This window comes from Burkholderia singularis (assembly GCF_001718875.1).
Lineage (GTDB): Bacteria > Pseudomonadota > Gammaproteobacteria > Burkholderiales > Burkholderiaceae > Burkholderia > Burkholderia singularis.
Map to the genome: position 1 here is coordinate 2,131,659 of NZ_CP013448.1, position 23,191 is coordinate 2,154,849.

Sequence of the window (23,191 nt, forward strand, 5' to 3'; positions counted from 1 at the left end):
TTGAAGATCGAACGCGGGAGCGCGTCCTGAAGCAGGCCGCTCGTCTCGTCGCCTCGCGGCGTGCGCATTGATACGCCGTTTACAACAAAACGTCAAAACGGAATGACGATTCGTCGAAAACATGCGTCGTTTCGCATCAAATTTAATCTATAAACTGTTTTTGCACATCCCTACACTCTCCGACAGGGCAACGCGCCGTTTACAACAACCATTTCGTCAGGAGAGACTCAACATGAAAATCGCCATCGTCGGCGCTGGTCTTATCGGTCACACCATTGCGCATCTGTTGCGCGAAACCGGCGACTACGAAGTCGTCGCATTCGATCGCGATGCGGAAGTGCTCGCGAAGCTGTCGAGCCTGGGCATCGCGACGCAGCGCGTCGATTCGGCCGACGCGTCGGCGATTCGCGAAGCCGTGAAGGGTTTCGATGCGCTCATCAACGCACTGCCGTACTACCTCGCGGTCAACGTCGCGGCGGCGGCGAAGGCGGCGGGCGTCCATTACTTCGATTTGACCGAGGACGTGCGCGCGACGCATGCGATCCGCGAGCTGGCCGAGGGATCGGACCGCGCGTTCATGCCGCAATGCGGGTTGGCGCCGGGGTTCATCGGCATTGCCGCGCATGAACTCGTCAACGGCTTTAGCGAAGTGCGTGACGTGAAAATGCGTGTCGGCGCGCTGCCCGAATATCCGACGAATGCGCTCAAATACAACCTGACGTGGAGCGTCGACGGCCTGATCAACGAATACTGTCAGCCGTGCGAAGCGGTTCGCGAAGGGCGCCGGCAGTGGGTGCAGCCGCTTGAAGGGCTCGAGCATTTCTCGCTCGACGGCACCGAGTACGAGGCGTTCAACACGTCGGGGGGCCTCGGCACGCTTTGCGAAACGCTCGAAGGCAAGGTTGAGACGCTCGATTACAAGTCGGTACGCTATCCGGGCCACCGCGCGCTCATCCAATTTCTGCTCGAGGATCTGCGCCTGTCGACCGATCGCGACACGCTGAAATCGATCATGCGCCGCGCGGTGCCGTCGACGAAGCAGGACGTCGTGCTCGTATTCGTGACGGTGACGGGCGTCAAGCACGGGCAGCTCGTGCAGGATGTGTTCACGCGCAAAATCTTCGCGAAGGAAGTGTGCGGGATGCCGATGAGCGCGATTCAGATCACGACGGCCGGCGCGATGTGCGCGGTGCTCGATTTGTTCCGGGAAAAGAAGCTGCCGCAAAGCGGCTTCGTGCGCCAGGAGCAGGTGCCGCTCGCCGCATTCCTCGAGAATCGCTTCGGCAAGCTGTACGAAGGCGAGTCGCTGGTGCGGATGCACGCGCTCGCGTGACCCGGCTGCGGCAACGGGCGGGCAGTGCGGCCGGTTCCGCCGATCGGCCTGACCGCTTTCCGGTTGCCGGCCTGCATCCGAATCCGTCGCCGGACGCCCGCCCGGCGCTTTCTCATGCCGGTTTAGGCAGGTAACGGCGGAACCGTCGAGATCGTGCGCGCCGGCGGCGGCACGATCCGCGCGAGCAGGGCGTCGAAATCGGCATCGGTGGGCGCGGTGTTGTCGAACATCAACAGATCGTCGCATTGCTCACCGGACGGCGAGAAGCGGCGCTGCCGGTATTCGTCCCAATGCGCGAGCTTGTACGCGTCGTTCGGATTGCCGCGAGCGACGATTCGCGCATGCGCGATGGCTTCGGACGTGTGTACCCAGATGACGCGCAACACGACATCGGGCCCGATGCCCAGCCATTCGCGATCGAACAGCCGGGCGTCACGGATTTCGCGCGACAGCGGCCCGACCGCGAGCACACTGATGCCGAGTGCCAGATTCTCGCGTGCGGTATCGAGCAGCCCCTGATATTCGGGATCGCGCAGGTGCTGTAGATAAAGCGGGCTGTCGCGATCGTTCGGGTTCTGCGTCAGCGCGCCCATTGCGGCCGCGCTATAGCGGCCGTACAGCGTATCCTTGTCGAGCAGGCAGAATGCGTCGCCGGTCGCGTGCATCAGCGGCCGGATCAGACGCTTGGCGAGCGTGGTCTTGCCGGTGCCTGCGTGGCCGCAGACGAACACCAGATAGGTCACGGGCGTGGCCCTTGCTGGGCGGCGCGCCCGCGGCGTTCGCCGTCGGCATCGTCACGCGGAAATTGGCCGTTCGCTTCGAGCCACATCACATTGATGATGCCGAAGCCGAGTGCGACCCCTATGCCGAGAATCCATGAGTAATACCACATTGCGGTCTCCTTGATGGATGAGCGGGCGGGGCATGCCGCCCGGCGCTCGCGCGCGTGCGGCGTTGAACGCCGGCACGGGCGCGCGACACCGATCATGACCAATAATGACGGACGGCGCAAGGCACGGGCCGCTCGCGATGGCCGCAAGCCGCTAAACTAAGCGGCCCATTCGTTTCAATCACGCAACCGCATGCTGATCAACTGCGCCGCATATCAGGATGGCCAAAAGCTGGCCGACATCGACATCGACGATATCAGCGACTACGTCGCGAAGCCGGAATGCTTCGTGTGGGTCGCGTTGAAGGACCCGGAGCCGGCCGAACTCGAAAGGATGGGCGACGAGTTCGGCCTGCACGAGCTTGCGCTCGAGGACGCGCGCAAGGGCCATCAGCGCCCGAAGATCGAGGAATACGGCGATTCGTTGTTCGCGGTGCTGCATACGGCCGAACTCGATTCGGACGGCGAACTCCAGTTCGGCGAACTGAACGTGTTCGTCGGGCCGAATTATGTGCTGTCGATTCGCAACGGCTCGGAACAGGATTTCCGGGCGGTACGCGCCCGTTGCGAGCGCGAGCCCGGATTGCTGAGGGAGGGCTCGGCGTTCGTGCTCTATGCGCTGATGGACGAGGTGGTGGACCGCTATTTCCCAATACTCGAGACGCTCGGCGCCGAGTTGGAGGCGCTGGAGGACCGCATTTTCGCGAAATCGGGCACGGCCGCGGCGCGCGCGCTGATCGAGGATCTGTATTCGCTCAAGCGCCGGCTCGTGGCGCTCTATCAGCACACCGCACCGCTCGTCGAACCGTTGTCGAAGCTCGTCGGCGGTCGGATTCCGCAGATTTGCGCGGGCATGGAGCATTATTTCCGCGACGTCTGCGACCATCTGCTGCGGATCGTGAGAACGATCGAAGCCCGGCGCGAGATGCTCGTTACGGCGATCCAAGTGAATCTCGGCATGATTTCGCTCGCCGAAAACGAAGTGACGAAGCGGCTCGGCTCGTTCGCCGCGCTATTCGCGATCCCGACGATGATCGCCGGGATCTACGGGATGAATTTCAATAACATCCCGGAACTGCATTGGCGCTACGGGTTTTACATCTGCATCGGCGTGATGCTCGCGGCCGATTTGTTCCTGTGGTGGCGCTTCAGGAAAGCGGGTTGGCTGTAAAGCGGCGGCGTTTCGTCACGCGGGCGGCGCATGCTTGCCGATGACGACGGTCCAGGGCCGCACCCGCCACTGCCGGACCAGGCCGTGCGTCACGTAGGGATCGGCTCGCGCGAACGCCTCGGCGACGGCGGCGGACGCGCCCTCGAACACGAGCACCGCTTCATCGGCCGGCTCGGCGAGCGCGCCCGCGAGCAGCAGCTCGCCGCGGCCGCTCGCGGCGCGCGCGAGTTCGAGATGCTCGGCGCGGTAGGCGCCGCGCCGCTCGAGATAATCGTCGACCAGGTCGTAGATCAGCAGATAGAACATGGGAATACTCGTCGGGCAGTGATGATCGGGGAGGGCCACGCGGTTCGCGCAGTGCCGGAATAGGCCGGTTACGGTATCTCGGCCGGAAAGTATATCGCCGGCGTAGGCCAGGTGGGCGGATCGCGCGGACACAATGCGCGCGTCGCACGACGGGGCGCCGCTGGCACCTGCGGCCATCGCCGGATGCCGTCGAATGGCTACGCCGGCAAACACGCGGTTACAAATCGATACTGCTCGCAGCTCGCACAGGCGTCAGACTGGCGCGCATCAGCGCCGTTGTGGATCGCGCCGCCGACGGCCAGTCATCCAGAATGGCAGCGTCGCCATGACGGCTCGCCGAACGTCCACTCCTACGAATCCGCTCGAATCGATGAAGCTCAAAACCGTGTTATTTGTCGGCCTGTCGTCGGCGATGCTTGCCGCATGCGGCTGGCTTCACGCCGGCCCCGGCGAGCGCGAAATCGATGCCGCCGTGCGCCGCGCGCTCGACGCGGAGAACCGCGGCCCGCTCAACACGCTGCTTGGACAGCCGTTGCCGGTGTCGGCCGATATCGCATCGGTCAAGCCTGTCGGTGATTGCACGAAGGTGGCCGAGCGCGCGTACTCGTGCAACGTGGAGATTGCTTGGCACGACACGCGGCCAGACGGCGAGCAGTCATCGCTGCGCACCACGCTGACGTTCACCGAGGACGGCGACGGCGCGTGGCAGACATCACAAGTCGACGCCGCGCTTGCTTCTGGGGTGGCGAAATCGTTGATCGATCGGATCAGCGGCGCAATCGGCGCAAGCGGGACGCCGCCCGCGCAATAGAAGCGCAAAGGAGGGCGCCGCGCCGGTGCCGCGCGCGGCGGATGGATTCGCTCGAACGAAATTAGTGATGCGAATAGGTGCCTTCGGGGTTCTTGGCGACCGCGTGGTGCTTATGATGCTTGTTGTGGTGCTTGCGGTGATGCGCCGTTTTTGCCGGCGGCGCATCGTTTTGCATCGGTGCAGGCGCAGCTTGCGCGGGCTGCGCGCCGGCGGCCGGCGCGGCCTGGCCTTCGCCGAACTGATAGTTCTGCGCGGGTTGGGTTTGGGCGATGGCGGCCGAGGTCAATGCAAGAGCGGCGCTCGCGGCACCGATGAGAATCGTAAGCTTCACGGGTAGGCTCCTGTCGTAATGGAGGGACGAGCATAACGCGGTGGCGGCATGCGAGGCTTTCTGTTTGCCTGCATCGAATGATTCTTGACAATTGCGTTGTGCGGCGACGTCAGTCGCGGCGGTTGTCATCGTCGTGTCGATTTCGAGGGTCGTCGCGCTCGCGGTATTGTGGGCGGCCGCGTTCCCATTCTTCGCGATCCCAGTAGCGGCGGCCATCCCAGTAACGATCGCCGTGCCAGCCGACGCTAACGTTCACGCCGGCGCCCGGGTCCGCCGGATACGCGATACACCCGGCCAAAAGCGTGCTCACGGCGAGCGCAAGCAGGATCGGTCTCGTCATTGTCTGGGGCTCCTCGAGCGTGGTTCGTATTCCGAATCATAGGATGCCTGCCGAGCGTGTAAAGGATTTAAACGCGATGCGCATCACGCTCGGCGAGCGCATGGTCAGTCGGCCGGGGGCGGCAGGTTTTGCACCATCAGCATTTGTGGATTCGACAGAGGAATGTGCTCGGCGCGCAGCCGCTTCAGAATTTCGAACAGTAGATCGCTTTTTGTCGACGATGCGATGCGCGGGCTTGCGACGTAGCCCGTCACGCTGAGCGTGATGCCGTCGGGCGTGAGCTGACTGAACGTGACGGACGGCGCGGGCTTCTCGAGAATCGCAGGGTGTTCGAGATACGCGCTGAGCAGCAGATCCCGAACCTGTTCGGGATCGGTGTTCAGCGGAAACGTCAGCATCAGCGTGGCGACGCCTTGCGTGCTGTTGCCCATCGTCACGTTGCGCAGGTTCTGCGAAATCAGTTGCGAGTTCGGCACGATCACCGTCGAGCGGTCGGAAAGCTGGATTTCGGTCGCGCGCACGTTGATGCGGCGGATGTCGCCTTCGACGCCGGCAATGCTGATCATGTCGCCGACCTTCACCGGGCGCTCGGTCAGCAGAATCAGCCCGGACACGAAGTTCTTCACGATTTCCTGCAAGCCGAAACCGATCCCGACCGACAGCGCGCTGACGATCCACGCGAGGTTGTCCCATTTGACGCCCAGCAGCGACAGCGTGACCAGCACAACCAGCACGTAGCCGAGATTGCTGAACAGCGTGACGAGCGACGCGCGCATGCCAGGGTCCATGCCGAGCGCGGGCAGCAGCTCCGTGTCAAGCCAGCGGCGTACCGAGCGCAGCAGATAGAGGCCGACCGCAAGCCCGATCGCCGCGTTCAGGATGTGGTTCGGCACGATGTTGAGCCGCCGCAGTTTGTCGCCGCCAAACACCGACAGCACGCTCGACAGCAAGTCGCCTGGCGTCGTGCCGAAGCCGCCCGTCAGCAACGCGATGACGGCGAGCAGCAGCAGCACACTGGTGCCGACGCCGGAAAACACCGTGCGGGCTTGATCGAGATGGCTGTCGTTCAGGCCGAACAGATGCTTGATCAGGCGGCCGCTCGGCAGGTTCGCGGAGAACAGGCTCGCCCACATGTCCTGGGTCAGGCGCGTCAGCAGGAACAGGCTGCAAAGTACGATCTCGAACCAGACGAGTTCGTGGGTCAGGAAGCGGGCGAACGAGATATAGCCGATCAAGAGCGAGCCGAACGCGGTGACCACGGTCAGTGTCACGCCTGCATGGATCAGGCCCGCGAGTGTCGAGCTAGCCTCGGGCGGCTCGCCGGCTGCCGCGAGTGCGCTGCGCACCCGGTTCGAGCGCACCAGCGAAGCGCCGATCGTCAGCACGACCACAAGCGACACGAGGCCGCGGCCGAACAGCGTGACCTGCAGGCTGGTGTCGGCCAGCTTGTTCAATAGCTCGAGCGTGCCGGCCAGCATCAAAAGCGCGGCGAGAATCACCGGAAATGGCTTGAGCGCGAGCGCGACCTCGTCCGCGAGTGCGGGCAGGCGCCACGACGGATGGCTCGTGCAAAGCAGCGCACGGCCGAGCCCGGCGATCAGCGCGCAGCCGATCGCGAGCTTCGCCAGCTGGTCGGCGAAGACCTGGAGCGGGGCGGGCAGCGTGTAATCGCGAGTGAACGCGGCATAGACGAACTGCACCGCGATACCCGTCGTCACGACACTCGACAACGCAATCGACGTGGCGAGCGCGCTGCGCCGCAGGCGGGTTTCCGGTAGCCAATTGAGACAGAGCCATTCGAGCCCTTGCACGATCCACCGACGGCCCGCGGCCCACACCGTGAGCGCGACGGCCACGAGCAGCGCGGTGACCAGGCGCTTGCCGGGCTCCCATGCCGCATGCAGCACCTGGCCGATTTGCGCGTTGACGTCGTCGAGCCGCTGGATGTCTTCGCTCGGGGTATCGAAGAGCGCGGACCAAAACTGCGCGCCGAGAATGCTGCCGGAGCGAAGCGCGAGCTGATCGCGCATCAAGCTGCGGTCCAGTTTGGCGAGTTGCTGCGCAAGATTCGCGAGCGTCTCCTTGATGTCGACGGCTTGCTTCAACGCCGCATCGATCTGCGCCTTGCGCGCATTCAGGCTCGCGCGCTGCTGCGCAACCGCCGCGGTTTCGGGAGGCGAGCCGGGCGGCGGGAGCGGCCCCAGCACGTCCAACTGTGCCTGCAATTGCGCGCGCTCCGGCTGCAACTCGGCTGTCAGCTTGTCGACGTCGGCCGAGCGCTGCTGCGTATCGGCGCTGAGTTCGCTAAGCCGCTTGCTCGTTGCCGCAGTCGCGGCCTGTTGCTTGATGCGATCCAGTGCAGCCTGCAAGCGCTTGAGTTCGGCCATTGCCGCTTCCAGCGAAATCGGCGGCACGGGCGCGGGCGACGCGGCATCGGATGCAACGGAGGCAACACGCGTATCGGCATCGGCATCGGCCGCGGCTGCCGGCAGCGCAACACAAAGCAAATGCAAAAGGACGGTAAGCGCGACAGGTCGCGCGAATTTCGGAAGCCTGAACATAGGGAAACCTTACAGATCGATTGCACGAACGGGCAACCGGCAATACGCGGTAGATTGCCACGGTTTTCCAGGCTGTGTGCTGACGATCGTGCAATCGAATGTCAATGCGTGGCCGGCGGGGCAGGGTTTTGACGTGTGCCGGCCTGATGCCGCCGGGAGTGTTTGCGCCTGAAACCTCGGTCGAGCGGGGCCCGGAAAGCGTGTTTGAGCGGGTTCACACACAGTTACGAATTGGGCAGTGAGCGGGCGCGGCTGGTTTGCACATCCGAATCCGGACCTGCCGGCGCCCTTGGCTCGGCGATGCGGCATGGCAGAGCGCGCGGCGTTCTAGTGGTAATGGCCCGTGACAGGCGGGCTGAATCCTGCGGATTCCGGCGAGTTCGGTCGTCAGCGCAGATTGCGCAGCAATCTATACAGCCTCACCTCGCATCGCTTGTAGCGGCGACGCGCTGCGGCTTATCGATTGATCGGCACGTCCGCCACGATTTTATGCGATCTGAGCAACGCTGATCTTGCGTGGTCCATGTGATACTTGCCCGTTGGGAGGCGGACAATGGGCCGGCGGGAACCGGCCTCGCCACGCTGGTATCGGGTAGGTCGATCGGGGGCGCGCCGGCGGATACCGGCCGAACGCGGCTTCAACGCAGATCCAGCGCAGACCCAACATTTTCGAATGGAGTCGGGATGGATATCGATAGAGACGTCGAATTGCTCAGGCGCGCGGCAAAACACTGGCAATCGGGATTTTCCGGGCTGCCGGCCTATGCCGATTCGGCGTCGGCCGACGAAATGGCGCCGATACTCGAGCAACTGGCAGCGAAGCTGCACGACAATTATCCGTATTTCCATCCGCTGTATGCGGGCCAAATGCTCAAGCCGCCGCATCCGATCGCGCGCGCGGCTTATGCGCTCAGCATGTATGTGAATCCGAACAATCATGCGCTCGAGGGCGGGCGGGCGACGTCCGCGCTCGAAAAAGAATGCGTCGCGCAGATCGCGCGGATGTTCGGCTGGGACCATCACCTCGGGCATCTTTGCAGCGGCGGCACCGTCGCAAACATGGAAGCGTTGTGGGTGGCGAGCCGCGTCAGGCCCGGGGAAAAAGTGGTCGCGTCCTCGCTCGCGCATTACACGCACGAGCGCATTTGCAGCGTGCTCGGTGTGGAATTTGCAAAGGTGCGCTGCGACGAGTACGGGCGGATGTCGCTGGACGAACTGGAAAGGATACTGGCCGACGAAGGGCCAGTCGGCACCGTGGTGGCCACGCTGGGCACCACCGCATGCGGCACGATCGATCCGCTCGACGGCATTCTCGCGCTGCAGAAGCGCTATGGCTTTCGCGTGCATGTCGATGCGGCTTACGGCGGATACTATGCGCTCGCCGACACCCTGACCGAACATGGAAAGGCCGCGTTCGCGGGCATATGCGCGGCCGATTCGGTCGTGGTCGATCCGCACAAGCATGGCTTGCAGCCTTACGGTTGCGGCTGCGTGATATTTCGGGATCCGGCCGTCGGCGCGATATACGTGCACGATTCGCCGTACACGTATTTCACGTCGGCCGATTTTCATCTCGGGGAAATCAGTCTCGAATGTTCCCGTCCCGGGGCGAGCGCCGCTGCGCTTTGGGCAACGCAAAAGCTGATGCCTTTGGAAAAAGGCGGGCGTTTCGCGCACGACCTCGAGCAAGCGAGAGCGGCGGCGCTGCATCTGTATGACTTCCTTCAGCGTGACAGCCGCTTCGTCACGTGTTTTCCACCGGAGTTGGACATCGTATTTTGGTTTCCGGCAAGCGGGCGCGCGAGTACCGCGTCGCGTCTATCGCGCGCATTGTTCGAGGCGGCGGCTGCCATACAGCTGCACTTGGCCTTGGCTCATATGCCAAGGTCGCTCGTCGAACCGCATGTGTCCGGCCTGATATGGGACGAGGACAGCGTGCTGTGCCTGCGGGCCTGCCTGATGAAACCCGAGCAGATGGCGTGGCTTGGCGAGCTTTGTAAGCGAATCGAACGTGCGGCCGATGCGGCCATGCGGTGATAAATAGTCGCAGCGGGTGCAGTCTTGACGACGGGGGCGGCCAAGGTAATTCCAAGGTAGTTCCGGCGGGGCTACCATGAGGGCGAGCGGCGTGATGCACAACCGTCAAAAAATGACGCTGCGCATGTCCGCTATCAATCTGGCGAAGGCTGCAACCGTCCTGTAGAACTGGATGTTCGTGGGCGACGAGGGGCCGACGCGTTGAGCAGTCAAAAGGGGCAGCGTTCAACATAGCCATCACCGGCAGATCCGGCCCGGCATAGCCACTTGAAAAGCAATCTCTTGAGACTGAGTTCCGATATTCGATAAAACATCTTCCAGGCTGGCTATAAATGACCGCAGAACTTGATGTTAAATACAACGAATCGTCGTTCACGTCCCATCTAGACGGAAAGCAGATTTTTTATCGTGAATGGACTCCACCCGCGGGCAGCGGGCCGCGCGCAGTCGTACAGATTACGCATGGAATCTGTGAACATAGCGGGCGCTACGACCGCTTCGCCCGCTATCTGAGCGCGCGGGGTTATGCCGTCGCCGCACTCGATCTGCGTGGGCATGGCCGCACGGCGGGCGAGGCCGGGTTGGGGCAGGCCGGCCTCACGGCATGGGCCGATATGCTCGGCGACATTGCCCAGTTGTCGAATCTCGCGTTGGAAAGCTATGGCGGTCTTCCGTTGATCGCGTTTGGTCATAGCATGGGATCTGCACTCACGCAGGCTCATATCCAGGCATGCGGGCATTTGCTTGCAGGTGCGGTGCTGTGCGGCACGATGGGGGCGTTGCCGGGCATTGATGACGAAGTGCTTGGCCAGCTTAAGGCCGCGGCGCATTCAGCTGACGCGAATCAACCTTCGGCGATCCTGGCAGACGTCCTGAAGGCATTTAATGCGCCATTCGAGCAAGCCGGCCGGCCGCCTACCGGCTGTGAATGGATGACGGCCGATCAAACTGAGGTCCAGCGCTTTCTCGACGACGAACTTTGCGGGAAGCCGTTCTCGAATAGCATGATGTATTCGGTGGCCGAAGGTTTTCGAAACCTGTGGATTACACAAAATGAATCGAGAATACCGATCGACCTTCCGATCTTGATCGTGGCAGGCACTCGCGATCCGGTCGGGGCGAGCACTCATTCCATTCAATCCTTGATCACGCGTTATATGAAGCAAGGACATCTTGCATTGGCATATCGATTTTATCCCGGCGATAGGCATGAAATTTTGAACGACAGAAACAAGGATCTCGTTCACTACGATATTGCTTCGTGGCTTGGCGCCGTGCTGAACCGTCGATGAAGTGACGCGCGTTGTTGGATATGGTGCGATCGGACGGGTTTCGTTTCGGATGGAAGCGCGAGGCGCGTACCGATTAACGCCTTGAGTAGAGAAGGTCGTGCTGGAGCAGTCCCGTAAATCACCGGACACGGTTGCCCATTTAAATGAGCGGATGGGCATAAGACTGTTTTGTGACTGACATCAGGCAGGAAATGATGGAAGTATAGACGGTGCCGTGGCGCGTCGGCGAATATAGGCACGAGATCATGCGGTAGATGAATGCTTGTCACTTCATATCCTATGGAATGGCGAAAGCATGGGTATCGCATTGACTGCGGCTCAACCGGTCGATGAAGAGCGTTTGCATTGAGCAAGGCCGTTGTTTCTTCAAACTTCGTCTTTCAGTTGTAGCCGGTCGCTACCGAGTTGCCGTGCTTGCGACAAGGTTCCATTTTCTTCAAGTTCGCCTGTGCGTTCTTTAACGGGTAAATGAGCCTCGATATCTCGACAAATATTGTTTGAAGTAATCAGAAATTTCGACCGATCTCGATCAGCAATCCAGGTTGGCGGTCGACCTCTTCCTGACCATGTTTGCCCTGTTTGAGGGTTGATGTACATTGGCAGATGGGCTCGTCTCCGGCTGCGTACCCCGGATACGCCCGTGAGCGCATCCTTCAGCTCGTTGAGGGAAATGCCATAAGCCAGCATCTCCTTGACTATGCCGGATATTACCCTTTTTACTTCAGAGTCTCGTGTTTCGACAATTTCTCTATGTATTCGATAATGTTCCTCGAGTAATTCAAGATATTCTCTTCTCATTTCTTCCCTTTGGTTTATTAAGCTGTCGATAAATAGTGCGCCATGAGGTAATTTCCGAAGGGCAGCTGGGAACGTTGCTCTTGATTCTCTAAAAAACCCATTCATTGCGGCGGGACCGCGCGGCAATCGCATCTTGCACGTGCGCCGAATAGACGATGACTCGCAACCCAAAGCCTGCTCTTCGCACCACGCTCGATAGTGTTGTTGGACGGCCACCAATCGCATCGACGGAACGGCTGCGATTCACTGCAACGGGCCGTGAATTCGGCTCGCTCCATCAGCATGTTTAGCTCTCGACGACTCAGTTGCGTATTGCGACAAACATAGTAAGGGATGGATTCAGATAGCATGAATGTCTATCAGTATCCAGTTTTAGTGAATTCGTATCATGGATGCCCTGACCCGAATTCTTCATTTGAGTCGCCCGCAGGCCGAGCTCGATATGCGCTGCCAGTTGTCTGGCACATATGAGATTCCGCATGTAACCGCGCCGGCAGGAACCGCGCCATTTCATTTGGTACTGGCCGGCCGCTGTCAAATTGAGACTGACAACGGCCTTCTGATAGCGCAAGCAGGGGATTTCATCCTGTTTCCGCGCGGCGGCGCACATTTCATTCAAGGCGACGGCGAGCAATCGAATCCCGCTGCTGCATCGATGAGCCACGACGGCATGTTGCCAATGCGTCGTATCGGCGAGGGAGAGGTGGAGGCGGATTTGCTGTGCGGGCGCTTCGAGCATGTACTGGGTCCAGGAGACTTGCTCTTCAAGTCGTTGCCCGATCCGATGCATGTTTCTTTGTCGAACGACGAATCATCGGCGTCACTGCAGGCATTGGTCGCGTTGATGCGTTACGAGGCGGCGAAGCGGCGCCCCGGGGCGCTCGCCATCGTGACTGCGCTCAGCCAGACTTTACTTGCGATGGCGTTGCGGCGCTTCGGCGAATCGCCCGCCATCGAGGCCAATATCCTGGGCCTATTGATGAACGCCCGGCTTGGTATTTCAATACAGCGCTTTCTGAAGGAGCCTGGGCGCGATTGGACAATTGACGCACTTGGCAAGCTCGCGGCGATGTCGCGCGCGAATTATGCGAGGCGTTTTCGCCAAGCATCCGGGATGACAGTATTTGAATTCATGACTCGCGTGCGCATGGCAATTGCTTGTGAGCTGCTGCGCCACACACGTCGAAACGTAGGGGATATCGGCAGAGAGGTGGGCTACCAGTCCGAGACTGCGTTCGGCAAGGTGTTTAAAGAACAGGTCGGCGAACTACCAAGTCAATACCGCCGCCGTCACTGGCAAATGGAAAACTTCGTCGCCGAGTGATACGCATCGAAGACGGTCATCTCACGTGCGGGATGAGCATCCCTGAATCCGATTAATCGACCGGGGATTCCCATGTCGCACGATCTGCGGCGGGCGATGAGGCGCACGGCGGAGGCGGCCGGTATGCAGAGCGGCATCATAAATATAAAAAAATCATCATATAAATAAACATTTTTACTCAAACAAATGGTGGGTCTCATATATTTAATATGAGAGCATATGATCGAGCGCATTAAATGCGCAAACCTTGTTTACCAGTATGGCAATGGAGTTGACATGTCTTTGTCGAGCGGCGGCATGCCGATAAAGTAGATCCATATTTTGAAGTTTGTCGCATGCCGAACAATAATTAATCTTTAAATTTTCACTTGAATAATAGGATTAATATTTTCGATATTTATGAATATTCTTTACACTAATTTTCATGGAGAATTCGGTGGTGGTCAAGACACCTATGTTCATGATTTAGCCGTCGAAATGAGCCGAAATAATCGAGTAACCGTCGCTTCTCCACCCGAAAGCCGCCTGTCGAGATTACTGAGGGCAATTCCGGCGGTTTCGATCGTCGATATGGAATTCAAGCCGAACTGGAAGTCATTCTTCCGGGAAATATTGCGGTTGCGCAAGCTGATCGATACGGCACGCTTTGACCTCATTCACGTCAATGGCGCCGCCGATCATCGACAAATCATGTTTGCGTTGATCGGCTGCCAAGTCCGCCCCGCAATCGTTTTCACAAAGCACAACACATATCGCGCGAACAGTATCGGCAACTTTCTGCGTGCGCGATTCGCAACCACATGTACTATCGCGGTTAGCGATTACGTGCACGCGATGCTCAAACAATGTTCGCCTTACGGAAACATCACCGTCGTCAAGCATGGTGTGCGAATGCCGACAGTGGACCGACTTGGCCGCGATGAAATCCGCCGCCGCAAGGCCGCGCTTTTTGGACCGGTTGGCACGGACGCGATTGTATTGGGCAGCACCGCGGGTACGGCGCCGCAGAAAGGTTGGATGGATCTGATCGTGGCATTGGGCCGGCTGCCCGATGCGCTGCGCGAGCGCTTTCACGTATTTCTCGTCGGCGAGGAGCCGTCGACCGCGCAACGCGAGCAAGTGGAGAAACATGGCATGGCGTCGCGGATCGTCTTCACGGGCCGGCTTGACAACGCGCGTGAGTGGCTCGCGATCGCCGATGTGTCATTCGTGCTGTCATACCAGGAGAGCTTGTCTTACGCCTGTCGCGAAGCGATGTCGATGGGCTGCCCGACCATCGTGACGCGCGTGGGCGGCTTACCCGAGAACGTCGAGCATGGATTGGACGGATGGATCGTTCCGCCACGCTCGCCCGAAGCGATCGAGCCGATTCTGCGCATCATCGCGAGCGATCCCGGGCTTGTCGAAACGATGGGGTGCAACGCGCGGCGGAAAAGCCGCAGGGAGTTCTGCGTCGACAAATTCACTCGCGCGACGCTATCCGTTTACGAAAACTCGATTCGTCGAAATCGGAATCGTCGGGCGATGCCTATGAGGGTAATGCAATGGCGATGAATATTTGGAAGAAGTACTGGGATTTGCGCGTGCGCGAATGCCCTTGTGATGTGCATTTCATCGAATGGTTGGAAACTATTCATCTGAAGCGTGCGCGTATCTATCACTTCGGCACGGGCGGCCATCACTATGTCGGCCAAGAATGCGCTCGGCCGCATCTGGACAATACGGTGTTTGGGATCACTGCGTCTCCAAAGGAATACAAATCGTATGTCGACCTGGTGACTCGATACCCGGAGGTGAGCAAGAACTATCTGGTTTACTTCGGTGATATCTACACGAGCAATTCAGGATTGCTGCCGCGGTTCGAAGTCGTCACTCTTTTCCATCTTTGCGAGTTTCGCGACGAAGCGAACAGCCGTTACGGTGCGAAGACGGATGAAGAGGTGCTCGAACTGTTTGCGCAGCATACCGTGCCGAATGGCCACATCCTGTTTTATACCGGTTCGTCTGCTTATCGGCAGGCCGAACTGATCATTGCGCAGTGGGTCGGCAAGTCCGACTTTCTGGAGGTTGGCGGGTTCAAGAGCTTGCGGATTTTTCGTAAGGCCGCGTAGCGCTTCATGCTTTGTCTACCATGCGTTACCCGATCCTTATGTACCACCAGATCCGCCCGTTGCCACCACAAGACGATCGCCTGCGGGGGTTGAGTGTCGAGCCCGCAACGTTTGGCCGCCAGATGAGGCTGTTCAAGCGACTCGGCTATCGCGGGCTGAGCATGGCTGGATTGCAGCCTTACGTTCGCGGGCTGCGGCATGGCAAGGTCTTCGGCATCTCGTTCGACGACGGCTTTCTGAACGTGCTGACGCACGCGATGCCCGTGTTGGACGAACTTGGGTTTACTGCGACCTGCTATTTCGTCGCAGGCCGGTTCGGCGGCTGTAACGACTGGGATGCGGACGGCAACACTGCTTTGTCTTCGCTGATGTCACGTGACGATATGACCGTGTGGCGCGATCACGGACATGAGATTGGCTCGCATACACTCGATCACGTGGCGCTGTCGCGGATATCGGAACAGGACGCCCGCTTGCAGGTGCTGGAATCGAAACGCTTGCTCGAGGAGTGGAGTGGACGGCGCATCGAATCATTTTGCTATCCTTATGGTGATCTGAACCGGCGCGTGCGTGACCAGGTGGAAGCGGCGGGATACAGCAACGCAACGACGACTCGGCGCGGCCTTGCTGGCGCATGTGACGATCCATTTGCGTTACCGCGGATTCCGGTGGCGGGCGGCGTAAGCGCAGCCCGTCTGCTGTTCAAATGTTCGCGCTGGCATATTGATTGGCGTAACTGGCGCTCGACAGCGAGAAGCTGAGTGCGGCTGGCCATTTCACCGGCATCGATCTGGACACCAAATTCTTCCACGCGCCCATGCGCAGCAGTAGATTGTCTCGCTTGCCGCGCTTCATTCAGGCAACCTTCCACGGGAAAATTAGTCATGCTTGCCAAGTCGTCGAGTCGATTGGTCTTCAGTCAAGCCGTTTGACGTCCGGCCTCTCGATGAAGGGCGGGGAAGCCGCCTCTACTGCGAGCGTATCATCAAGACCGCCGTGCCATAGCAGATTACTTCCGTTATGCCAGCGCCAAGTTCGGTCGAATCGTAGCGCACTCCGATAATTGCGTTTGCGCCGAGCCGACGCGCATTGGCGATCATTTTGTCGAATGCCTGCCGACGCGTCTTTTCGGCCAACGACGTATAGAGTGAAATATTGCCGCCAAATAGAGTTTGTATTGATACTCCAAATGAACCGATGACCGAGCGCGAGCGCACAATGACTCCCTGTACGATGCCGCGTGAATGCATGATCGTATAACCAGGCAATTCCAAGCTGGTCGTGATGTGATCGTGTGTCAGTTCTTTGAGCTGCTCAGTGGTATTGGGCATGGCTAGTGAAATTAATGGTGACATTTTCTCGTGAACAATTTACGACGTTTTTCTAGACACTTTTGCAAGTGAAACTCAACCTAAAACAATTCTTGCTCCTCAGATATCTAAGCATAAAATTCAGCAGCCCATTCATATAAAACTAATTGAGATTTTTTTGTTTTGTTGCGTTTTACTTGTTTCGCGGCGCATCAATTTGATACGCGACGAAAATTACCTCACACATTGTGGAGCGCAAATTAATCCGCGCAATGACAGATCGTATGGTGGTATGCACTTTCACAGGTCACCGAAAAATGAACTTGTCCTTGCGAGATTGCGTGCGCGATTCCAGCGAACCCCATTGATCGATACGATGCGCGATAAGAAAATACACAATTATTTCATTTGATTCGATCATTAAATTTTAATTTGTTTAATTAATTCACTTATATTTCCACTTGTTTTTGTTTATTTTTATTTATTTATTTAAGTAAATTTCCGGAAAAAATCATTGAGATTGAAATATTTTTAGAATGAAATTATCGCTAACGTATTGGAGGCATGTCTGAGTAAATTGAGGTGCAATGCCGGATGGCAATCGCAAGAGTGTGCGTTGTTAAAATGGATCTGGAAAGGCGATCCGATGTCTATTAATGGCCCCTGGTGGGACGAGAAAGAGGATGAAGAGTCGATATCTTGAACTGCTTGAGGAGCAACAAAAAATACACAAAAAAATTATTGAGGCACGAGAATCGGAAGTTAAGAAAGTGTTGTCTGACATAGTCAAGGAAATGTTGACTTATAACATTTCCATTAACGAGCTGAAGGATGCGTTGGCGTCTGCGTCAGGGACGCGCTCCCGGAGAAGAGCACATCTACCAATGTATATTAACCCCAAAACAGGGCAAACATGGTCGGGAAGGGGGCGGCCGCCAGCCTGGATTGTCAATCAAGATCGCTCAAAATTTCTGATTACGGCCGATGATATTTACCAAGATACCGAAGGTAATTTATAATAAATTTTATTTATGGAATAAGATAAACAACTCAATGGATGACGTAACTGCTCACACCGGCCTGACAGAGCCTGAGAAGCACGGAAACTCAGGGTGCAGGCGTGCTGACTCCATATTGTCATCGATATGCATTGGATAGAATGACACTGCTCATTCAAATTTGTCCGATTAAAATTCAATCCATATAAGCCGTTTAGCAAAATTTTGAATTCGTCGTACGCGAGTGCGTGGCGTTGCCATCGACTGACGCGTGTGTCGTTTCGGCCATGAACTTGGTTTACTTGGTTCATGTCTTGGCACAGTCAAGCGCGGTTCCTCGCAAGCCGACGATCCGAATATAAACAACTAAAAGAGAGGTTTAATTCCATGGCACACTGGAAAAAATATACCCCTTGTTTCTTATAGCGATAATTTTTCGATTGGATGGATCACTGTCGTTCAGTTTGTAGCGGATTTTACAAATCAATGCGTCGATTGCTCTATCATTGAAGGATGCCGAACGTTTGAATATTTCATGAGAAATTTCTTCTCGCATCACGACATTTCCAGCACGCCGGGCAATCAGCAATAGCAAATCAAACTCGGATGAGGTTAAGTGTGGGCACGTTCCGTTAGGTAGGCGAACCGTACGCGAGTGACTATCAATAACCAATTTCCCAAAATTATAGATGCCACGATATATATTGGCATTGCCAATTCGACTGGCCCGCCTCACGCAAGACTTTACTCGCTCTACAATTACACGATGATCCGCGTCGCTCACAATATAATCGTCTGCGCCGATGGATAGACCGAAGCATTCATCCATTTCATTTTTATGAAAGGCAAGCATGATAATCGGGCCATCGTAGATGTCACGAATTCTCAAGCACTCCACGAATCCATATCGATTCATATGGCTGACGTTAATGATCACGGCATCCGACGACCGAAGTTGGATGGAATGATCCGCCGTCATTCCATTTCGATAAATTTTGGATTCGAATCCATTTTTGACAAAATTGTCTATTAAATCTTGAGGCGTGGGATTTACATCCTCGAAAATTAATAACTTCGCTGACATTTTATCATTCATACGCAATAACCAGTTCCTGCGTTGAAATATAAGCCCCGAAAAGGTGATTTCGTTGTGTGATTTGCAAGCCAAACAAAAGTCAACACAACTATACGGCATTAGAAGATTGTTGCAACCCACTTATCCATTTTTAACATTTACTGAAATATATTAGTATTTTAATTTTCCTTATTAATTTTCTTAAAAGTTTAGTGGCTTTAAAACCATGGCGTAACCTGAGGAAAAGTAGACGGGCCAGGAGGGTACTGCATTGCAAGATAGTCGGCCAGCTCGGGATGAATATGGATAACGTATACGGCAAGATCGGCGTCGGTGAAATGAAGTCAAACCGCCGGTACTGCGCGACTTGCCGGAGCATTTCGCATCGTGGATAAAAAAGAGTGTCTGGTACTGTGGCTCAGATTGTACGGATATTTAGACAACAGTCTCGCCATGATCAATCGGATCTGGCTCACACACGATTGGCATGCTTGCCCACTTATAAATATTGTTTCGATCGAATTTCTATTGGATCTGCGCCGTCCATGTCGCAGCCCGTTTTTGACAGCATGCCGGTCTCGGTTTGCGTTTCATCCCCAGATTATATTTTTGCCTGCCGTCGTGCTTGAGACCGGTTATCACTCGGGACTTAACAGTTTATGGACTCGGCATGGATGGGGCAGGCACAACCGTGCCGCATTCGAACGTGAGGCTCGACGGCTCGGCTCGCTGGTCGCCGCCGCGGTAGGCGCCAGCGGTCTCGAGCGTGTCGGCCAGGCGATCGCCGCAGATGCGCGTGGCGGTTTTCGTGCGGATCGTGTATTTCCCGAATGCGTCGCCGCGGGCGACGCGATACGCATCAGGATGGCCGGGCAGGACGTTCCCCCAGTCTGGTGCGGTGGCGGGACGCGCCTACCGCGTGTTATTTCATTGGTACAGCGTGCCCGCGCTGATCACCTTCTAACTGCCACTGGAGCCGCCATTCACTGACGCCTTCTGGTTCTCCGCGATGTGCGCCTGCATGCCGACCGCCATCGCTTTTTAACCGAGAAACGTTGACGTACCAACACCCATCGCGAAGTTCGAATCGCGATCCATATGCGGAATCGCCATCATCACCGCCACCGCCGCAATGTTCGTGATTTGCCGCTGCTGTGTCGCGCTGCCGACTGAAACCACGTTTGGTCGGCAGCCGTCGTTCGAATTCACGCTGATCGTTACAGAGTTCGAACCGACCGCGACGGCCATCGCGCTATGTCGGCGGCGATGCCGGTACTCGACGACAGCGAACGAATCTCGACGTGAAAATAAATAAAATCGGCTTGATTTTTAAATATGGTATTTTTTCGGGATAATTTGGTGAGGATAATGGAAGGTCACGAGGAATTTTGTCGAAAAACCTCGGTTCGGCAAGCGTCGAACCGCTTGGATAGGCGAGGGTAGTGTACGCAACGAGGGAATTTAAGATATGGCGTAACAAAATCGTAATGCTTGATGCGCCGAAATGGTTGCATTGGTTATACATCGTTACGCTGTATCAGCATGAGCACGGCGTTGTGAGAAATCTCGTGAACCCGAGTCAAATCGTTTAAATGATTTTCCTAATCATTGGTTATTTCAATTTTTCCAAGATTGAGGGCGTGTATTGATTTGTTGATTTTTTTCAGATCTCCGATAACCAAAAATGTCATTGCATTCGGATGGATGATTTCCTTGATTGCATTTTCTGCTGCCTGTAGTTGTACAGCTTCGATACGTGTCTTGAGTGTCTGAGTGTAATCATCTGAATGGTTGTATTTTACGATTCTTCCCAATTCATTTAATACGCTATCGTTACTTTCGAAGTTACCTGACAGGCCTCGGATCATGGAAAATTTTACCTTGCCTACTTCCTGTTCGGTGAGTGGGCGCGCGCCGATCACTTCATTGGCCTCCTTGAATACCTCAAGCATAGATTCTGCCGTTTTATCGGTTTGCACCGACACTTCCATCAAAAGCAGGCGCTGACCCACTGCATCATACAAGGTACTCGATGCCCCATAAGCCCAGCGTTTGTCTTCTCGCAAATTCATATTCAACCGCGAAGTAAAACCGCCGCCTAAGGCACCATTGGCCACATCGATGGCCACTTCGTTCCGTGCGTTGCTCGACGGCGCCAGCAGGCCAACATAGATTGACGACTGGGGCGCGCCGGGTTTGTCGACCAGGATTACGTGTGGTTTAGTCCGGATGGGCGCGAGGAAAATATTTTTCTTTGACAAAGGCCTCGCGGGTGCCTGCCAGTCGCCAAATACTACGTCGAGCCTTGGAACGATCTCCTGTAACGTGGTATCGCCGACAACCAGAATTTTTGCATTGTCAGGCCGTAACCAGTTTCGCCAAAACGTCTTGAGGTCGGACGCCTTTATCTTCTGGATGGATTTCCTGGTGCCTAGGCCCGTGAATGGCGCGCCATAGGCGTGACCGGCGCCATACAGCATGGGTGGCAATATGCGCAATGCCTGCTGGTCAGGTTGCGTTTTTTCTTGCGCGATACCGGCCAATATTTGTACTCGCTTACGCTCAATTTCGGCGGGACGGAATGCCGGATTGCGAACGATGTCGGAAAACAACGCCAGTGAAGGTTGCAGCTGGCTGTTCAACGCATTGAGCGAAGCCGAACATGAATCTAGTTCGCAGCCTACATGGACGATCGTTCCTTGGCGTTGCAGGCGTTGGGTTATTTCCACCGTATCGAGATTTTTCGTACTTTCATTCATCATGGCAGTTGTAAAGTACGCTGTGCCCGGCTTGCTTTGCGGATCGGCGGCATAGCCCGCATCGAACATCAGTTGCACATTGGTGACTGGAATAGTGTGCCGCTGGGCAAGAATCACCTCGATACCGTTTTTGAGCTTTCCGTGCTCCAGTTTGGGAAATTTCAAATCCGGAAACTGAGTGACCTGAGGTACGCCCTTGCTACGATCAATTTGAGTCTTAGTGACGGCATACGTGCGCTTGGCCGGCATTTCGGCCGGAGGGCGGCCCGGTATCGGGCCGCGTGTGACGATCTTGGCATCTTCTTTTTCCGGATCGAAACCGGGTTTGGCCGGCAGCACGGTAAGCAAATAATCTCCGTTGCCGAGCCATTTATTGAGCGCCTTCTTAACAGCGGCTGTAGTGGCGGCATCGGCGCGCTCCAAATCCCGCTCGTAAGCACCTGGATCGCCGCGATAAATCTGACTTTCCGCCAAAATCGTCGCCTTGGCGCCGATCACTTCCATACCGCGCACGAAGCTGGCGCGGCTCTCGTTCTTGACTAACTCGAGTTCATCAGCTGCGGGGCCTTCGGTGAGAATTTTTTTCAACTCATCTCGCATTGCTGCTTCGACCTTGACGAGATTCGCTCCTTTTTTTACGTCGACCTGGATCTGAAACAAACTGGCCAATGCAAAAGGCGAGAGGCTGACTGAAACGTTGTCTGCCAAGTTGTCTTGGGTAACGAGACGCCTGTAAAGGCGCGAAGCATGGCCATTGCCAAGTATCGAAGCAGCCAGCTCGAGCAGCACGGCATCGTCGGTGCCCAATTGCGGGACAACCCATGTTCGATAAATGCTCGGCTGCGCAACATGGTCGTGCTGCACGCCACGCGCAGACTGGGCCAGTGGCGTGATCCATGGTTGTTGGCGCGGCAGGGGCGGCCCAGCGGGGATATCGCCGAAATATTGCTCAGTCTTGGCTCTGGCTTCTTCCAGGGTGATGTCGCCCGCTAAAACCAGGGTGGTGTTGGCGGCACCGTAGTAATCGTGAAACCACTGCTTGACATCCGTCAGCGACGCCGTGTTGAGATCGGCCATCGAGCCGATCGTGTCGTGCTGGTACGGATGATTGCGTGGAAAGACCTTGGCCAGAATATGAGGAAACGTGCGGCCATGCGGCCGGTTTTCTCCTTGACGTTTTTCATTTTGCACCACGCCGCGCTGGGTATCGAGTTCTTTTTGGCCGATCGCGCCAAGCAGGTGTCCCATGCGATCCGATTCCATCCATAAGGTCATATCCAGTGCCGTGACCGGCACCGTTTCATAATAATTGGTGCGATCGAACCAGGTCGTGCCATTCATATCAGTGGCGCCGGCCAATTCGAATGGTTTGAAGTAGCTGCCTCGGTGGTTCTCTGAGCCGGAAAACATTAAATGCTCGAATAGATGCGCGAAACCGGTTTTACCTTTGGGTTCATCGGCGGAACCGACGCGATACCAGACGCTCACCGTCACGATCGGCGCTTTGTGATCCTCGTGCACCACCACGGTAAGACCATTGGGAAGCGTGAAGCGCGTGTAGGCAGGGTATGGCAGCGTGCTGGATGTCGCAACGACAGGAATACAGATCGGCAAGCTGAGCAAGCCCGCAACAAACAAAGCCAGAGATTTTCTCGTCATTGCGATATCCATTTCAATGTTGGCAAGACAATATCTAAATTGATTGAAGCCGTGAAATTGGGAAAACAATTATCAACATATATAAA

The 23,191-nt window shown here is 56.7% G+C and carries 21 protein-coding genes and 1 pseudogene; 10 read left to right on the forward strand and 12 right to left on the reverse strand.

What is annotated here, in order from left to right; all coding sequences use genetic code 11:
* Positions 1-232: 232 nt before the first annotated feature.
* Positions 233-1,333, forward strand: a complete 1,101-nt coding sequence (locus tag AQ611_RS09720) for a saccharopine dehydrogenase family protein (protein ID WP_069234360.1) — start codon at positions 233-235, stop codon at positions 1,331-1,333.
* A gap of 122 nt (positions 1,334-1,455) precedes the next feature.
* On the opposite strand, the gene AQ611_RS09725 is transcribed toward AQ611_RS09720, so the two are convergent.
* Positions 1,456-2,076 carry a P-loop nucleotide/nucleoside kinase family protein gene (locus tag AQ611_RS09725; protein WP_069234361.1) on the reverse strand — a complete coding sequence of 207 codons (621 nt, stop codon included), beginning with the start codon at positions 2,074-2,076 and terminating at the stop codon, positions 1,456-1,458.
* Positions 2,073-2,225, reverse strand: a complete 153-nt coding sequence (gene cydX, locus AQ611_RS26720) for a cytochrome bd-I oxidase subunit CydX (RefSeq protein ID WP_069234362.1) — start codon at positions 2,223-2,225, stop codon at positions 2,073-2,075. The genes AQ611_RS09725 and cydX overlap by 4 nt, the downstream gene beginning before the upstream one ends.
* A gap of 190 nt (positions 2,226-2,415) precedes the next feature.
* Between cydX and corA the strand changes: the two genes are divergently transcribed.
* Complete coding sequence (gene corA, locus AQ611_RS09735) at positions 2,416-3,393, forward strand: magnesium/cobalt transporter CorA (RefSeq protein WP_069234363.1); 978 nt, start codon at positions 2,416-2,418, stop codon at positions 3,391-3,393.
* A 15-nt stretch (positions 3,394-3,408) separates the two neighbouring features.
* Here the strand turns inward: corA and AQ611_RS09740 are convergent, their stop codons facing one another.
* On the reverse strand, positions 3,409-3,699 hold the full coding sequence (locus AQ611_RS09740) for a YciI-like protein (protein ID WP_059570210.1): 291 nt from the start codon (positions 3,697-3,699) through the stop codon (positions 3,409-3,411).
* A 370-nt stretch (positions 3,700-4,069) separates the two neighbouring features.
* On the opposite strand from AQ611_RS09740, the gene AQ611_RS09745 reads away from it, so the two are divergent.
* Positions 4,070-4,510, forward strand: a complete 441-nt coding sequence (locus AQ611_RS09745; RefSeq protein ID WP_069234364.1) for a hypothetical protein — start codon at positions 4,070-4,072, stop codon at positions 4,508-4,510.
* A 61-nt stretch (positions 4,511-4,571) separates the two neighbouring features.
* Here the strand turns inward: AQ611_RS09745 and AQ611_RS09750 are convergent, their stop codons facing one another.
* The 3 genes from AQ611_RS09750 to AQ611_RS09760 form a co-directional block, all read right to left on the reverse strand.
* Positions 4,572-4,970: a hypothetical protein gene (locus tag AQ611_RS09750; protein ID WP_425248300.1), complete on the reverse strand. Its 399-nt coding sequence runs from the start codon at positions 4,968-4,970 to the stop codon at positions 4,572-4,574.
* A complete protein-coding gene (locus tag AQ611_RS09755) occupies positions 4,951-5,181 on the reverse strand; it encodes a hypothetical protein (protein WP_069234365.1) in 231 nt (76 codons plus the stop codon). The genes AQ611_RS09750 and AQ611_RS09755 overlap by 20 nt, the downstream gene beginning before the upstream one ends.
* A gap of 104 nt (positions 5,182-5,285) precedes the next feature.
* Positions 5,286-7,742, reverse strand: a complete 2,457-nt coding sequence (locus tag AQ611_RS09760) for a DUF3772 domain-containing protein (RefSeq protein WP_069234366.1) — start codon at positions 7,740-7,742, stop codon at positions 5,286-5,288.
* A 684-nt stretch (positions 7,743-8,426) separates the two neighbouring features.
* Between AQ611_RS09760 and AQ611_RS09765 the strand changes: the two genes are divergently transcribed.
* Both AQ611_RS09765 and AQ611_RS09770 read left to right on the forward strand, forming a co-directional pair.
* Positions 8,427-9,779 (forward strand): pyridoxal phosphate-dependent decarboxylase family protein, encoded by a 1,353-nt coding sequence (locus AQ611_RS09765; RefSeq protein WP_069234367.1) that lies wholly within the window; start codon positions 8,427-8,429, stop codon positions 9,777-9,779.
* A 332-nt stretch (positions 9,780-10,111) separates the two neighbouring features.
* On the forward strand, positions 10,112-11,071 hold the full coding sequence (locus AQ611_RS09770; RefSeq protein ID WP_069234368.1) for an alpha/beta fold hydrolase: 960 nt from the start codon (positions 10,112-10,114) through the stop codon (positions 11,069-11,071).
* A gap of 366 nt (positions 11,072-11,437) precedes the next feature.
* Here AQ611_RS09770 and AQ611_RS24630 read toward each other — a convergent pair whose 3' ends face one another.
* On the reverse strand, positions 11,438-11,974 hold the full coding sequence (locus AQ611_RS24630; RefSeq protein WP_180978148.1) for an H-NS histone family protein: 537 nt from the start codon (positions 11,972-11,974) through the stop codon (positions 11,438-11,440).
* Between the two features lie 283 nt (positions 11,975-12,257).
* Between AQ611_RS24630 and AQ611_RS09775 the strand changes: the two genes are divergently transcribed.
* The 4 genes from AQ611_RS09775 (at position 12,258) to AQ611_RS09790 (ending at position 16,065) form a co-directional block, all read left to right on the forward strand.
* Positions 12,258-13,193, forward strand: a complete 936-nt coding sequence (locus AQ611_RS09775; RefSeq protein ID WP_069234369.1) for an AraC family transcriptional regulator — start codon at positions 12,258-12,260, stop codon at positions 13,191-13,193.
* Between the two features lie 399 nt (positions 13,194-13,592).
* On the forward strand, positions 13,593-14,747 hold the full coding sequence (locus AQ611_RS09780) for a glycosyltransferase (RefSeq protein WP_069234370.1): 1,155 nt from the start codon (positions 13,593-13,595) through the stop codon (positions 14,745-14,747).
* Positions 14,738-15,304 (forward strand): hypothetical protein, encoded by a 567-nt coding sequence (locus tag AQ611_RS09785; RefSeq protein WP_231935790.1) that lies wholly within the window; start codon positions 14,738-14,740, stop codon positions 15,302-15,304. Before AQ611_RS09780 ends, AQ611_RS09785 begins: the two co-directional genes overlap by 10 nt.
* 38 nt (positions 15,305-15,342) lie before the next feature.
* Positions 15,343-16,065, forward strand: a complete 723-nt coding sequence (locus AQ611_RS09790) for a polysaccharide deacetylase family protein (protein ID WP_231935791.1) — start codon at positions 15,343-15,345, stop codon at positions 16,063-16,065.
* 207 nt (positions 16,066-16,272) lie between these two features.
* Here AQ611_RS09790 and AQ611_RS09795 read toward each other — a convergent pair whose 3' ends face one another.
* Positions 16,273-16,635 carry a YbjQ family protein gene (locus AQ611_RS09795; protein WP_069234372.1) on the reverse strand — a complete coding sequence of 121 codons (363 nt, stop codon included), beginning with the start codon at positions 16,633-16,635 and terminating at the stop codon, positions 16,273-16,275.
* 662 nt (positions 16,636-17,297) lie between these two features.
* On the opposite strand from AQ611_RS09795, the gene AQ611_RS24635 reads away from it, so the two are divergent.
* Complete coding sequence (locus AQ611_RS24635) at positions 17,298-17,633, forward strand: H-NS histone family protein (RefSeq protein ID WP_180978147.1); 336 nt, start codon at positions 17,298-17,300, stop codon at positions 17,631-17,633.
* A 358-nt stretch (positions 17,634-17,991) separates the two neighbouring features.
* Here AQ611_RS24635 and AQ611_RS24640 read toward each other — a convergent pair whose 3' ends face one another.
* From AQ611_RS24640 to AQ611_RS09805, 4 genes and pseudogenes are all read right to left on the reverse strand, one after another.
* On the reverse strand, positions 17,992-18,708 hold the full coding sequence (locus tag AQ611_RS24640; RefSeq protein ID WP_180978146.1) for a response regulator transcription factor: 717 nt from the start codon (positions 18,706-18,708) through the stop codon (positions 17,992-17,994).
* 636 nt (positions 18,709-19,344) lie between these two features.
* Positions 19,345-19,563, reverse strand: a pseudogene (locus AQ611_RS26640) (hypothetical protein); the annotation flags it as partial.
* A gap of 165 nt (positions 19,564-19,728) precedes the next feature.
* Complete coding sequence (locus AQ611_RS26100; RefSeq protein WP_069234373.1) at positions 19,729-19,935, reverse strand: hypothetical protein; 207 nt, start codon at positions 19,933-19,935, stop codon at positions 19,729-19,731.
* A 353-nt stretch (positions 19,936-20,288) separates the two neighbouring features.
* Positions 20,289-23,105, reverse strand: a complete 2,817-nt coding sequence (locus AQ611_RS09805) for a M16 family metallopeptidase (protein WP_069235227.1) — start codon at positions 23,103-23,105, stop codon at positions 20,289-20,291.
* Positions 23,106-23,191 lie beyond the last annotated feature (86 nt).

Excerpts from the sequence above, each read along its gene's own strand:
- cydX (WP_069234362.1), bottom strand. The coding sequence starts at position 2,225 with ATGTGGTATTACTCATGGATTCTCGGCATAGGGGTCGCACTCGGCTTC.
- AQ611_RS09790 (WP_231935791.1), top strand. The coding sequence starts at position 15,343 with ATGTACCACCAGATCCGCCCGTTGCCACCACAAGACGATCGCCTGCGG.
- AQ611_RS09785 (WP_231935790.1), top strand. The coding sequence starts at position 14,738 with ATGGCGATGAATATTTGGAAGAAGTACTGGGATTTGCGCGTGCGCGAA.
- AQ611_RS09770 (WP_069234368.1), top strand. The coding sequence starts at position 10,112 with ATGACCGCAGAACTTGATGTTAAATACAACGAATCGTCGTTCACGTCC.
- AQ611_RS09745 (WP_069234364.1), top strand. The coding sequence starts at position 4,070 with ATGAAGCTCAAAACCGTGTTATTTGTCGGCCTGTCGTCGGCGATGCTT.
- AQ611_RS09805 (WP_069235227.1), bottom strand. The coding sequence starts at position 23,105 with ATGACGAGAAAATCTCTGGCTTTGTTTGTTGCGGGCTTGCTCAGCTTG.
- AQ611_RS09765 (WP_069234367.1), top strand. The coding sequence starts at position 8,427 with ATGGATATCGATAGAGACGTCGAATTGCTCAGGCGCGCGGCAAAACAC.
- AQ611_RS24635 (WP_180978147.1), top strand. The coding sequence starts at position 17,298 with ATGAAGAGTCGATATCTTGAACTGCTTGAGGAGCAACAAAAAATACAC.
- AQ611_RS09795 (WP_069234372.1), bottom strand. The coding sequence starts at position 16,635 with ATGCCCAATACCACTGAGCAGCTCAAAGAACTGACACACGATCACATC.
- AQ611_RS24640 (WP_180978146.1), bottom strand. The coding sequence starts at position 18,708 with ATGAATGATAAAATGTCAGCGAAGTTATTAATTTTCGAGGATGTAAAT.
- AQ611_RS09720 (WP_069234360.1), top strand. The coding sequence starts at position 233 with ATGAAAATCGCCATCGTCGGCGCTGGTCTTATCGGTCACACCATTGCG.
- AQ611_RS09780 (WP_069234370.1), top strand. The coding sequence starts at position 13,593 with ATGAATATTCTTTACACTAATTTTCATGGAGAATTCGGTGGTGGTCAA.
- AQ611_RS09775 (WP_069234369.1), top strand. The coding sequence starts at position 12,258 with ATGGATGCCCTGACCCGAATTCTTCATTTGAGTCGCCCGCAGGCCGAG.
- AQ611_RS09750 (WP_425248300.1), bottom strand. The coding sequence starts at position 4,970 with ATGACAACCGCCGCGACTGACGTCGCCGCACAACGCAATTGTCAAGAA.
- corA (WP_069234363.1), top strand. The coding sequence starts at position 2,416 with ATGCTGATCAACTGCGCCGCATATCAGGATGGCCAAAAGCTGGCCGAC.
- AQ611_RS09760 (WP_069234366.1), bottom strand. The coding sequence starts at position 7,742 with ATGTTCAGGCTTCCGAAATTCGCGCGACCTGTCGCGCTTACCGTCCTT.
- AQ611_RS24630 (WP_180978148.1), bottom strand. The coding sequence starts at position 11,974 with ATGAATGGGTTTTTTAGAGAATCAAGAGCAACGTTCCCAGCTGCCCTT.
- AQ611_RS09755 (WP_069234365.1), bottom strand. The coding sequence starts at position 5,181 with ATGACGAGACCGATCCTGCTTGCGCTCGCCGTGAGCACGCTTTTGGCC.
- AQ611_RS26100 (WP_069234373.1), bottom strand. The coding sequence starts at position 19,935 with ATGGCCGTCGCGGTCGGTTCGAACTCTGTAACGATCAGCGTGAATTCG.
- AQ611_RS09740 (WP_059570210.1), bottom strand. The coding sequence starts at position 3,699 with ATGTTCTATCTGCTGATCTACGACCTGGTCGACGATTATCTCGAGCGG.